The organism is uncultured Dialister sp., from assembly GCF_900538805.1.
Taxonomy (GTDB): domain Bacteria; phylum Bacillota; class Negativicutes; order Veillonellales; family Dialisteraceae; genus Dialister.
Genome location: NZ_UPZP01000002.1, coordinates 44,996 through 57,987 on the forward strand (window position 1 = coordinate 44,996; position 12,992 = coordinate 57,987).

Here is a 12,992-nt window from a genome sequence, read left to right on the forward strand (position 1 = left end):
GGCGACTAAGAATCCAGTGACACGCTTCCCTTTAGGAGAAGTCCCGCGAAGCGGGCAAGTGGAAGCGTTTTTCCTCACGCCTGAAATGGTTGTTTTTAGTTTTCGGTGCAGCCGCCCACCACCACCCTCAGCGGCAAAGCCGCTGTCAAACTTAAGAACCATAAGAACCTTCGGCCCGAAGGGCCGTCAACCCTCACGCCCGAAGGGCGTGTCATATCCCCCTTTCCATCTTCCTTATTATGCGATACAATAAAACTATCATACAGAGCATTCCGCTCTCCAGGAGGTTATTACATGGCAGAAGAACAGCAGAACCAGGATTTATACCGAATCGATCTTATGCGTACCCTTTGGGAAAACACGTACCGGGGCACAATTTTCAATTACAAGGAACAGTATGTAGCCACTGTCCGTCTAATTTTCAGCATTCCGCTGGACCGGAGCGAAGTACCGGAAAATGCGCCGGAAGTAAATCCGGTCATCATCGTATTGGTGGAAGATACCACCCTTTCGCCTTTGGAAATTGTGGACTTTGAACAGGCCATGACGCCTATTCTGGCCAAACGGCTGGCCAGCGAATATTTCCAGCCGGATCGCATTATGTACTTCTATCCAAGCCCTGCAGACGGTGCAGAAACGAAGGATAAGAAATAAAAAAAGCGCCCAACCGGGCGCTTTTTTGATAGCCGGGATATAATCGTTATCGAATTTCATTTACGAATCCAGTTCGCTGGTGTGACTCGGGTTTGCTTGCCACCCCATTAACAAAATGGAGATTGTTTACGGTAACCCTTATTTACGCCCACCAAAGCCTTTGCCCCTGCGCTGAAGGCGCAGGCCCCTTCGGGAATACAGATGCCCAGCCGACTTGTATTTATCGACATTTGCTTCACCATCGACGTGTACCGAGATCCTTCACTGCGTTCAGGATGACAGGAAAAGTCAGGGCTTCTTCATCCCGTTCACGATTCGAACACGCAAAAACGCCCCCGCAGGGACGTTTTTTTGCTCTTATTCTGCTGAAATGAACATGGGATACAGGGGCTGTCCGCCCTGATATGTTTCGAAGGTAACGTCAGGGTACTTCTTCTCCGCCTTGTCGATTTCCTTAAGGCAGTCTTCTTCGGAGAGGTCTTTTCCGGAGTAGATGGTGACGATTTCCGTGTCTTCCGTGATAATCTGGGAGAGCACGTTAAGGAAGCATTTGGTGAAGTCCTTTTCCGCAATGACTTCGTGATTTTTCATGATACCCATGAAATCATCCTTGTGGATGATGGCTTCGCCGACCACGCTGTCTCTGACGGCAGTGGTAATCATGGCGGTGGTAATGTCGCCCATTCTTTCGTTCATGGCTTCCAGGTTTTCTTCCAGGCTGTTGTCTTCGGAGAAAGCCATGGCTGCTGCCAGCCCTTCCATGGGATTGGTGGAGGGAACGATGTGGACTTTTTCACCCAGCATTTTCTGGAGCTGCTGGGCTGCCAGGATAATGTTTTTGTTGTTGGGGAGGATGATGTATTTTTCATACTGCCCGTTGTCCATGCCGCTGTTTAATTCCTGAACAGAGGGGTTCATGGACTGACCGCCGGATACGACATCGGCCCCCAGTTTCCTGAAGAGTTCGGTCCAGCCGTCGCCGGAAACCACGGTGAGGATGCCCAGAGGCTTTTTCACCATTTTCTGCTGTTTTTCCTTGTTCTTGTGGAACTGGTCCACCATGTTGTCGCACTTGATATCGTGGAGGGTGCCCCAGTCGGCTGCCATATCCAGCACGTGGCCGGGACGCTGGGCGTGAATGTGGACTTTTACCAGGTTATCGCCTTCTGCCACAATCATGGATTCGCCCCAGGAGGACAGTTTCTTTCTTACGTCCTTCGCCTTGACCTTGCAGGGGCTGATGATGAATTCGGTACAGTAGGGATATTCGATGGAGAAGGATTCGCCCTTGGCTTCCAGACGGCTGATGACGGGCTTTACGTCCACTTTGACTTCCTCCACCTTGCCGGTAAGACCGTTCAGGCAGCCCATGAGGAAGAAAATGAGACCCTGTCCGCCGGCATCTACCACGTTGGCGTCCTTCAGAATCTGCAGCTGCTCCGGCGTTTTGGCCAGGGCTTCATTGCCGCAGCGGATGGAGGCTTCTAAGATTTTGCTGAAATCCGTTTCTGTGCGGATGACTTCCCTGGTACCCTTGGCGATGCCCCGTGCAACGGAAAGGATGGTGCCTTCCACCGGCTTGGTGACGGCCCGGTAGGCATAGAGGATGCCATACTGGAAGGCCTTGCTCATCTGGCCGCAGGAAGCGGTTTTCTTTCCGTGGAGTCCCCGGCTGATGCCGTGGATAATCTGGGAAAGGATGACGCCGGAATTGCCTCTGGCTCCCATGATGGCGCCGGCAGCCGCCTTTTCGGCCAGGATACCCACGGGCTGTTCTGCCTTTTCCTCTGCAATCATGCTGTACATGGATTTCAGTGTGTTCAGCATGTTATTTCCCGTATCCCCATCGGGCACAGGGAACACATTGAGCTGGTTGATAATTTCATATTTCTGCTGGAAGAGCTGGTAGGCTCCTGTAAGCATGTTTTTGAAACAAATCCCATCTATTGTATTATACATTATTCATTTCCCCCATCATTTGGCACTTTCAAAGATAATTCCCGTCAATCCCGGTCCCAGATAAGATGCCAAAACAGGTGTACCGGTGGAAAGGGTGACCTCAATGTCCGGATATTCCTCCTGGACCCTGGCCATGAGCGCCCTGCCTCCTTCTTCGTTTTCGATATGGACGATGCCGATGCGTTTGCAGGGTGAATTTTTGTGGAGATAATCAATCATGGCAGCAGCCGCTTTCTTCTCGGTGCGCACCTTGGCAAGCACATCCACCTCATTGCTGTCATTCAAATAAATGACCGGCTTGATTTTCAGGATGCTGCCGATGAGCCCGGCCGCCTTGCCTACCCGGCCGCCGCGGCGGAGATAATCCAGGGTTGGCACGGTAAAGGTGGTCCGCATCAGGGAAGCGGACTCCTGAAGGCCTTTGCTGATTTCCTCAAAGGAAAGCCCCTGGTCAATGAAATCCATGGCATCCTCCAGGACTTCCATCATGCCGATGGCGGTGGTGCGGGAATTGATGACGGTAATGTCCTTCCTGCCCGACTGGCGCGCGGCAAGAACGGCACCGTTATAGGTACCGCTGACGCCGGAGGTAATGCAGATGACAATGACCGGGTCCTCCTTGGGGAGGGACTCGAACATTTTTAAGAAATCGCCGGTGCTGGGCTGGCTGGTGGGAACCGCCTTCTTTGTGCTTTCGGAATAATCAATCACCTGTTCAATGGTGGCTTCATTTTCCGGCACATATTCCCCGTTCACCGAAATAAAAAGAGGAATCACATGAACATTTGGGTGCTGCTCCAGGAAATCCTTCGGAACGGCAGCCGTACTGTCTACAACTAGCTGAATCATTGGCTAACAGTCCTTCCTGTTATTATTGTTTTTGTGCTTTACGCTGCGCTTTTCTTTCGGCTTTTCTTTCGTCAAACTCTTTCAAAAGCTGCTTGTAATCATCGTCATCATAGCCATTGGTAGCCAGCATGTATTCCTTAATCTTCTTACGCTGCAGAGCCACGTTCATGGCAGATAATTCAAAGGGATCCAGTGAAATCCTGGCCAGCATTTCCCCTGTGGAAGAATAGCCCACAATGCCTTCTCCCAAAAGGTCCACCAGCTTCTCCCGCTTCACCACTTCGCAGAAGGTGCGGAAAAACTTCTCCGCCTCTTTGATCATCCTGTCCCGGATGCGTTTGTACTCCTCCGCCTTGTCTGCGGGAATCCTGAATCCATCAATTTCAACATATTTATCGGGTAAGTTAAACATAATATCTCCTGTAATTCCACATATTTATCCACTATATTTAACTATATCGCCCTCAGCACTTTTGGTCAAGTTTTTATATGAAATTAGTGTGAAATTGTATAAGAAGGGGCCGTGCAGCGGCCCCGGGTTCAGAGGGGAAGGTATCGCCTTCGGCGATGAAGTTTTATAGCCAGCGTTACGGGACTGGCGTAGAGATGATAGCAGTTAGCAATCAGCTGCTGGCTGAGTTCGGCTTGATACCTTTGGGTTTATCAGCAAAAGCTGCATTACGATGATTGACCGCCTGCGGCGGTCCCCCTTTGAACCCTCACGTCCGCAGGGCGGTTGTATGTTTTTTAGCCGGCGGCGAAGCCGCCCACAACCACCCTTTGAACCTTCTGAACCTTTTGAACCCTTTGAACCCTCACGCCCGAAAGGGCGTGTCCCAAAGGGCGTGTCCACTCAGAAATACACTTCCGTGGCGCCGGCTCCTCCATTGTTGGGGTCGGCAATTTTAAATTCCTTGACGAAGTTCAGGGTTCGAAGGTAGTCCTGCACGCCTCTTCTAAGGCTGCCGGTACCTTTGCCGTGGATAATGCGGACCGGGGAGATGCCGGCCATGAAGCAGTCGTTCAGGAAGCGGTCTACTTCGGGGATAGCTTCATCCACTGTTTTTCCTATAATGTTGAGTTCCGTATGCACCTGGGTCACGGAGCGGGTCATAGTCTTTTTGCGGGCGTAGGGCAGGATTTTTTCCTGTTTCTTCGGCTTTTTAGCCTTGAAGAGGTGGTCCGGGGTAACTTTAACCTGGATGAGGCCGCACTGGACGGAGACTTGGCTGCGGTTGACAGAAACGATGGTGCCTTCACTGTCGATGGTGTCAATGTAGACGTAGCTGCCTTTTTTAATCTGGTCTTCAGGCAGTTTTTCTCTTCTGTTTTCCCTTCCCGGTACTGAGAGGCCGTCGATTCGGCCTCTCACTTCGGAAATCTTGTCACCCAGTTTGTTCTTGTCCAGGGCGGCGGCGTTTTTCTTCAGGTCTTTGATAATGGTTTCGGATTGTACCCGAAGGTCCCGTTTCATGGTTTCCGCTTCTTCCCTGGCCTTTTCCAGGATAGAGTCTTTCCGCCGGTAAAATTCGTTTCTGGCGTCTTCCAGGGAGTTTTTCAGTTCTTCCGCCTGGGAAAGAGTTCTGTCCACTTCTTCCCTTTCTTTATTCAGGTCCCGGCTCTGCCGGTTCAGCCTTTCCATGACTTCTTCCATATTGTGGAGGGGAGATTCGTTTTTAAGCTGGATGGCGCGGCCCAGGATGACGTCGGGCATGCCGAATCGGCGGCAGATGTTGAAGGCGTTGCTGTTGCCCGCCACACCGATGATTAAGCGGTAGGTAGGGGCCAGTGTCTTTTCGTCGAATTCCACGAAGGCGTTTTCAATGCCCTTTGTTTCATAGGCCAGTTTCTTCATTTCACTGAAATGGGAGGTAATGATGGAGGGAGCCCCTTTCATCTGGATATATTCCGTAACCGACTGGGCCAGGGCCGCCCCTTCCACCGGGTCTGTACCGGAGCCCAGTTCATCCAGCAGTACCAGATCATTTCTCCCTGCCGAGGGCAGGAAGGAAACAAGCTGGGTAATGTAGCTGGAGAAGGTGGACAGGTTGTCCTGGATGCTCTGTTCATCGCCGATGATGGCGTAAATGTGGTCATACACCGGCAGCATGGAGCCCTCTTCTGCCGGAATGAAGAGGCCGGACTGATTCATGAGGGAAAGAAGACCGGCGGTCTTAATGGCAATGGTTTTGCCGCCGGCGTTGGAGCCGGTGATAACGAGGATGCGAAAAGTCTTTCCCAGGGTCATGGAAACAGGCACCACCTGGTCCGCCGGGATCAGGGGATGCCGGGCTTTCCGAAGGTCCAGCACCCCGTCGGAGCGGCGGGCCTTCACGGCTTTCATGGAAAGGGCAAGTCTGGCTCTGGCGAAGATGAATTCCATATCCGTAGCCAGGCGGCAGTTGTTTTCCGTTACCTCCACCGTTTTCTTCACTTCATCGGTGAGATTCTGCAGGATTTCCTGGATTTCCTGTTTTTCCGCCGCCGTCATTTCCGCCAGGTCGTTATTCAGCTCCACCGATACCATGGGCTCCATGAAAAGGGTCTGGCCCGTGGAGGAACGGTCGTGGACGATGCCGCTGAATTTGTAGCGGTACTCTTCCTTCACCGGCACCACGTAGCGTCCGTTACGCTGGGTAATGATGGCATCCTGCAGATAAGGCGCCATGTCTTTGTCCTGAAGGATGTGCTGGAAAGAACGACGGATTCTTGATTTCACCGTTTCCTTCTGGGTACGGATGCGGTAGAGTTTCAAAGATGCCTGGTCCTTCACTTCGCCGTGTTCGTCAAAGACCTGAAAAATGCGGGAAATCAGACTGTCCTGGGGCACCATGAGGGAGGAAACTTCTTCCAGCGCCGGATACTGCAGGTGCCGCTCCCCTTCAAAGTAGTGGTGCATTTTCTTGTAGGTATCCAGGGAATTGGCCAGGTCCAGAAATTCCCGGGCCGTGAGGATGCTCCCCTTTTCCGCTTTTTTCAGGATGCCCAGGATATCATGGGTTTCCCCCAGGGGCGTAGTGATTTCCTTTTCCAGAAGCACCGATGCCTCGTCGGTCTCCTGAAGGCTCTTTTCCACCACCTCCGGCACGTAGGAGGGAGTAAGATGGAGGGCCCGTTCCTTCGACAGCACCGACGGCGCCAGTTTAGCCAGCATGTCCCTGATTTTATCAAATTCAAGTATTTCCAGTATATCTTTTTCCATTTATAAAACTCCTCTGAAGAAGTGGCCCCGGGTGACTTCCCTCTCCTTTTGGGAAGAAGGAGCCGGTGCCTTTCTCACGCCGCCGAGAATATCCATGTATTCGGAAATCACCGGGGCTGCGTCTTTCTCCGCTCTCATATCCAGCACGAAACCCAAAAGGCCGGTGCGCTTTAATTCATTCAAATAGGGTGCCATATCCAGTACATGGGAATTTAAAATATGCATATGGCACCATTCGTCGGTTTTTACCGGGAACTTTCCTCCCTTTTCGTCTTCCAGGAAATAGGACCCATTCCTGCAGTATCCGGGGCAGTGGTTCTTATCTTTATCCCCCAGGACGCTGTTGATGACGCAGTATTCGGAAACCATCATTTCCGTGCGCCCGTATACCAGGGCGGAAAGGGGAATGGATGCTGCCTTCACCATATCCCGGATCTGGGGTATGGTGGCTTCCTCCGACACCAGGGCGCCCTTCATGCCAAAGCCTTCGATTTCCTTCACCGCTTCCCCGTTGAAGAGGTTAAAGGAGGTGCCTGCCAGAAGGGGTATGGAAATTCCCTTCTCCTGCCACACCCTGAGCACGCCGGGGTACTCCGCCAGCATGGCATCGGGAGAAAACTCTGCCAGCTTCATGAGAAGCCGGTCTTCCTTGTCCCTGTTCTTTTCACGCACCACCCTGGGCAGGGCAAAGGTGATGGTACCGCCTTTTTCCTTTACCAGGGAAAGGGCCTTTTTATATTCCTCTTCCGACACGTGGGAATGGTCATAGGTTTCTCCGCCGAAAATGAAATGGGTCACCCCCAGGGAAAGCCCTTCCTCCACCTGCTTTGTGGAAACGGTACGCAGCACCACGTGCGGTCCACCTGCAGAGAAAGGTTTGGAAACCAGGGGACTAAATATCATTTTTCCCTGCTTTGGGATTTCCATTTCATGGTCCTTCTCCCGGAGGACCGTCAATTTTTCCACCGCCTCCTGCCGCATATGGTTCAGAAGGCTCTTCGGCACCATGCAGCCCTCATTCCTGATGGATGCAGAAGCCAGTATGAACCAGGTATTTCCAAGACGGCCCAGCTGCTTTTCTATCTCCTCTTCCGCAGTGACCCGGGAATTGGCCTTCTCCGCCACATAGTCCGACTGAAGGCTTACCTCATGGCCATCGCTGTCTTTTACCGTAAGGGAGAGGGGCGCCCCCGGCGCCGCTTCAAAGGTAAAGGAAATAGGAATCTTTCCCTTCAAATCCTTCATGGCGGTGGAACGCTTCTCCCCTTTCACCACAAAGTACACCGCACCGCCCTCCTTCGGCCTTTCGCTGAAGCGGACGGAGAAACTGCCGCCCTGCTCCTTTCTTACATCCTTCACCGGCACAAAGGACATGGTGTGATGGTCCGTTTCATAGGATACGCCCACGGAGCGGGAAAGGTCTCCCCTGCCATGGAAACGGAAGGACCCAGCCTTCAAGGATTCCACATTTCCCGCATCCACGCCGTGATTGCCCGGCGAGAGGGCTGTCATCATGTGCCTGCCGATATGGTCATCCAGATAGGAAGAGGCATAGCCCCGATTAAACTCCTCCTTCAGGGTCTCCACCAGAGGCGCCGTATCCGCCTTCCTTCCCTGCTCCGCTGCATCAATGGCCCGGCGGTAGGCGGATACGGTGTTATACACATACTCCACGCTCTTCATGCGCCCCTCTACCTTCAGGGACGATACACCGGCAGAAAGGAAATCGGGAATCCTCTCAATGCCAAGCATATCCTTCAAACTTAAAATATAATTCCCCCCATGATTCAGCACCCGGCCCTTTTCATCGGTCAGATGGTAGGGCATGCGGCAGGGCTGGGCGCAGGCGCCCCGATTCCCGCTGCGGCCGCCCATAAAGGAGCTCATGAGGCACTGCCCCGAATAGCACACACAGAGCGCACCGTGAACGAAAACCTCGATTTCCACGCCCGACTTGTCCACGATTTCTTTAATTTCCGAAAGAGACAGCTCCCGGGACAGCACAACCCGCTGGAACCCCAGGGACTTCATGAAAAGGGCGCCGTCCAGGTTTGAAATGGTCATCTGGGTGGACGCATGGAGAGGAATGGACGGCGCCAGCTCACGGGCCAGCCGTGCCACCCCCAGATCCTGCACCAGAAGCCCATCAAGATGAATGGTATTTAAAAAGGAAAGGTACCCCTTTAAATCCTTCATCTCCACATCGCCGATGAGCGTATTCAGCGTCACATACACCGAAGCACCGTGAAGATGGGCCTCCCGCACCGCTTCCTCCAGTTCCTCATTGGAAAAATTCCCGGCAAACCGGCGGGCGCTGAAAAGTTTGCCGCCCAGATAAACCGCATCCGCCCCGGCGTCCAGGGCTGCTCTCAAATGTTCCGGCGATCCTGCCGGTGCCAGTAATTCCATGATGACCTCCTGTGTATAATTAGCGCCCGAAGGACGCGAAAGGTTCTAAAGTCTGATGTGCCCTTCGTGCACAAGGATTCTTAAGTTTAAGGGCCTTGGGCCCGGGGGGTTGTGGTATCGCCGCCTCACAGCAGTATATATGCCGCCTTCAGCGGTCACGGCCACATTAAGTATCATTTCTCCATGTCCCCTCCTACACCCCCGCGCCACTATGTGGCCCTCTCCCCCTCAAGGGGGCGCAAGAGACGTTACGGGATTTGCCTTCCAACCCACTAGTACACTAGCCAACTCAAGCTGTTTTATCTAAACTGGCGCCCCCTCTTTCTGAAGGGCGCCCACCAGAACCCTCACGGCCAAAGGCCGTGTCAAACCTTTAAACCCTCGGGGCGAAGGCCCCGTCAATCTTTAGAACCCTCACGCCCGAAGGGCGTGTCACAAAGCCTGCATAAAAATTATAAAATAAAAGAAGGAGGTATTCAACGCCTTGAATATCTCCTTCAAAATCAGGAACGATTATTTCACTTCCGCCTCATAACGGGCCAGGGTGAAGCAGAGGTCGGAGAGACGGTTCAGGTAGCGGATATCCACATCATGCACATCTTCCGCCTCAGAGAGACGCCACATGCATCTTTCAGCACGGCGCACTACCGATCTGGCCACATCCAGGAAGCTGGAGCCCTGGGTAGCGCCCGGTACCAGGAAATGGTCCAGGGGAGCCAGGGATTCGGTATACTGGTCGATGATGTGTTCCAGGTTGGTCACGTGTTCCGGCGTAATGTTCGGTTCCTGACCCAGGCTGGCCACATCGGCCATGAGAAGCCACAGCTCCTTCTGGAGCTTATAAATCGTTTCCTTCACATTGTCATGAGCTGCAAAAGCACGGGCCATTCCCAGAACGGAATCGGCTTCATCCACCGTACCATAAGCTTCAACTCGAAGACTGCCCTTGGATACCCTCTGATTGGTATAGAGGCTGGTCTGTCCTTTATCTCCTGTACGTGTATATACCTTTGCCATGACAATCACCTTATTTCTTTAATTCCGGGAACCAGAGAGCAATTTCTCTTGCTGCTGTTTCCGGAGCATCAGAAGCGTGAACCACGTTTTCATCGATGGAAGTAGCGAAATCGCCGCGGATGGAGCCCGGTACTGCTTCCAGCGGATTGGTAGCGCCGTTGATCTGACGGACTGCTGCTACAGCATTTTCCCCTTCAATAACCATGGCCAGTACGGGACCGGAAGTGATGAAATCGATAAGAGCCTTGAAGAAGCCTTTGCCCTTATGTTCAGCATAATGTTCTTCAGCCAGTTCTACAGGAACATTAATCATTTTGATTGCGTGAATGGAAAGACCCTTTCTTTCGAAACGGGAAATCACTTCGCCGCAGATGTGTTTCTTCACACCGTCCGGTTTTACGAGTACCAGAGTTTTCTGAATGTCAGCCATAAATATGACCCTCCTTAATAAGAATGCATTTGTGCTGCGATTTCACGCAGCTTTTCCACCCTCTCCTCTGTAGAAGGATGGGTTGAAAACAGATTTGCCATTCCGCCGACACCGGTCAGCGGGTTGATGATGAAAAGCCCGCTGGTAGCCGGTTTCGCATCAGCCATCACCTTATGATGGGCATAGGCATCCAGCTTCAGAAGCGCATTGGCCAAAGCCAGAGGCTTGCCGGAAATCTCGGCGCCCGAAGCGTCCGCCATGAATTCCCGGGACCTGGACAGAGCCAGCTGGATGAGAGATGCCGCCAGCGGCGCCACCACGATGGTCACCAGAAGAGCGATGGGATTTGCACTTCTCCCCTCCTCATCCCGGGCCCCGCCGAAAATGGCAGCCCACTGGGCAATATTGGCGATGTAGCTGATAGCTGTAGCAATAGATGCAGCCAGCGTCATTATCAGTGTATCACGATGGCGGATATGTGACAACTCATGACTTAAAACTCCCGCCAGCTCATCCCTGTCCAGCATAGAAAGAATCCCCTCTGTCACAGCCACAGCCGCATGATTTTCATTCCGGCCAGTGGCAAAGGCATTGGGCACATCCGTAGGAATCACATAAAGACGGGGCATGGGCATATGGGCCTTTGCCGTAAGCTCCCGCACGAGCTGGTACAGCTCCGGCACATCGGACTCCGAAAGCGGCTGGGCATTGTATGCCCGAAGAGCCATCTTGTCACAATTCCAGTAAGTATAGAAATTCATGGCGAATGAAATAAGAAGCATGGTGAAAGCACCACTCCTGCCGCCGACTACACCGCCGATTGCCATGAGAATCACGCTGAGCAGTGTCAGCAGCATCACCGATTTGACTCTGTTCAAAGAAAAGACCTCACTTTGCGCAACAAATAGAAATTTATGAATGTATTAGAATAAAAAAAGTGGTCGGAACGACATGATTCGAACATGCGACCTCTACCACCCCAAGGTAGCGCTCTACCAAACTGAGCTACGTCCCGACATCGGTTACAAGTAATAGGATACACAATGAAGAGAGATTTGTCAAGGATTTTTTTTATTTCCCTATTAAAAGGGCCGCGAAGCGGCCCGGGTTCAGAAGGTTCAAAAGGTTCAGAGGGTTCAGAGGGGAAGGTATCGCCTTCGGCGATGAGTATGAAGTCAGCGTTACGTGATTTGCCTTCCCGCCCCAACAGTCATTCTGAGCCGCAGGCGAAGAATCTCGGTACCCGCCGACATTGACTCTGAATAGCTCACCAGCTCACTAAAGAATCCCATTCGGCAGGAAGGAGCCGTCTTTGACAGCTTTTCCCGCGCCCGCCAGGGCGGTTGTAAAGGTTTTGTCATACTGGCGCCCCTTCTAAGGTGTAAAATGCACCCCCTCTGTCGCCTAAAGGCGACGTCTCCCCCATTAATTAGAAAAGGGGCGATTATTATAGGTAAAACTTATTTACGCCCACCAGAACCCTTTGAACCTTTTGAACCAGCCCGCTTTTAGCGGGCCGAACCCTTTGAACCCTCACGCCCGAAGGGCGTGTCCAAAACGCGTGTCCCAACAAAAAAGCCTCCCGATTTCTCAGGAAGCTTTTTTATCAAAACCGGAATACCACCTTGCCCAGCACATGGTCCACCGGCACCGGCCCGATGAAGCGGCTGTCAGAGCTGTGGTTGCGGTTATCCCCCATCACAAATACCATGCCCGCCGGCACCGTATAGGAACCATCCATGGAAAACTCCATGGGCTCATTGATATAGGGCTCATCAAGCTCACTGCCATTGCGGTACACATGGCCATTCTTGAACTCCAGCTTATCGCCGCCCCGGCCGATGACCCTTTTCACCCATACATTATGACCCTGGGAAGACTTATTGAAAATGGCAATATAATTCTTCATAGGTTCATCCAAATCATCCATCCAGGACCGCTCCCGGTGGGTACGGCTGTCGATAATCACGATATCCCCGTAATTCGGCATCTCCCGCAGCACATGGCTGATTTTGGAAACGATAAGATACTCCCCGTTCTGCAGCGTAGGATACATGGACTCCCCGGACACCTTCGTCGGTACAAACAGGAAAATATGAATCAACATGGCCAAAAACAGGGCCACCACAATAGAATAGACCCAATCCAAAACTTCGTGCATGAAATTCTCCTTTATATTTGAAATTAGAAATCATCCCTCTGCGTATGCTTCATTGTACAACATCGGCCCGCATTGTGCCAGTTTTTAATAAAAGCATATCTACTGCCCGATTTCTTTTCCACCACGCAAAAAACAGAAAAGCCTATCAGGGGAGTCTCCAGGTAAATTCAACCAATGAATCAGGCGTCCGCGCCTTGGCCCTCCCACATACATGGGTGCTGCTCGGAACATGGGCGGTCGGGAAAGCCATGGGAAGGCCCTTTTATGTGCAGACTAAGGGCCAACTTTTCCCGACTTGCGTATCCTATGCA

The 12,992-nt window shown here is 52.3% G+C and carries 10 protein-coding genes and 1 tRNA gene; 1 reads left to right on the plus strand and 10 read right to left on the minus strand.

Annotation, left to right across the window (positions count from 1 at the left end; genetic code table 11):
• The first annotated feature begins 294 nt into the window (after window positions 1-294).
• On the plus strand, window positions 295-654 hold the full coding sequence (locus QZQ29_RS00545; RefSeq protein ID WP_296958441.1) for a hypothetical protein: 360 nt from the start codon (window positions 295-297) through the stop codon (window positions 652-654).
• Between the two features lie 357 nt (window positions 655-1,011).
• Here QZQ29_RS00545 and QZQ29_RS00550 read toward each other — a convergent pair whose 3' ends face one another.
• The 10 genes from QZQ29_RS00550 to lepB form a co-directional block, all read right to left on the minus strand.
• Window positions 1,012-2,613 (minus strand): DAK2 domain-containing protein, encoded by a 1,602-nt coding sequence (locus tag QZQ29_RS00550; RefSeq protein ID WP_296958443.1) that lies wholly within the window; start codon window positions 2,611-2,613, stop codon window positions 1,012-1,014.
• A gap of 15 nt (window positions 2,614-2,628) precedes the next feature.
• Complete coding sequence (locus QZQ29_RS00555) at window positions 2,629-3,462, minus strand: DegV family protein (RefSeq protein WP_296958445.1); 834 nt, start codon at window positions 3,460-3,462, stop codon at window positions 2,629-2,631.
• A gap of 22 nt (window positions 3,463-3,484) precedes the next feature.
• Entirely contained in the window at window positions 3,485-3,874 is a 390-nt protein-coding gene (locus tag QZQ29_RS00560; protein ID WP_296958448.1) for a hypothetical protein, read from the minus strand.
• 441 nt (window positions 3,875-4,315) lie between these two features.
• Window positions 4,316-6,664, minus strand: a complete 2,349-nt coding sequence (locus tag QZQ29_RS00565; RefSeq protein WP_296958450.1) for an endonuclease MutS2 — start codon at window positions 6,662-6,664, stop codon at window positions 4,316-4,318.
• The gene (locus QZQ29_RS00570; RefSeq protein ID WP_296958452.1) at window positions 6,665-9,073 is read right to left on the minus strand and encodes a U32 family peptidase; all 2,409 of its coding nucleotides are present in this window, start codon (window positions 9,071-9,073) and stop codon (window positions 6,665-6,667) included. It abuts the gene before it with no gap.
• A 513-nt stretch (window positions 9,074-9,586) separates the two neighbouring features.
• The gene (locus QZQ29_RS00575) at window positions 9,587-10,090 is read right to left on the minus strand and encodes a cob(I)yrinic acid a,c-diamide adenosyltransferase (protein ID WP_296958454.1); all 504 of its coding nucleotides are present in this window, start codon (window positions 10,088-10,090) and stop codon (window positions 9,587-9,589) included.
• A 10-nt stretch (window positions 10,091-10,100) separates the two neighbouring features.
• Window positions 10,101-10,520, minus strand: a complete 420-nt coding sequence (gene ndk / locus QZQ29_RS00580) for a nucleoside-diphosphate kinase (RefSeq protein WP_008858987.1) — start codon at window positions 10,518-10,520, stop codon at window positions 10,101-10,103.
• A gap of 14 nt (window positions 10,521-10,534) precedes the next feature.
• Window positions 10,535-11,398: a zinc metalloprotease HtpX gene (htpX, locus tag QZQ29_RS00585; protein ID WP_296958455.1), complete on the minus strand. Its 864-nt coding sequence runs from the start codon at window positions 11,396-11,398 to the stop codon at window positions 10,535-10,537.
• 60 nt (window positions 11,399-11,458) lie between these two features.
• A tRNA-Pro gene (locus tag QZQ29_RS00590) sits at window positions 11,459-11,535 on the minus strand.
• A 591-nt stretch (window positions 11,536-12,126) separates the two neighbouring features.
• The gene (lepB, locus tag QZQ29_RS00595) at window positions 12,127-12,681 is read right to left on the minus strand and encodes a signal peptidase I (RefSeq protein ID WP_296958457.1); all 555 of its coding nucleotides are present in this window, start codon (window positions 12,679-12,681) and stop codon (window positions 12,127-12,129) included.
• Window positions 12,682-12,992 lie beyond the last annotated feature (311 nt).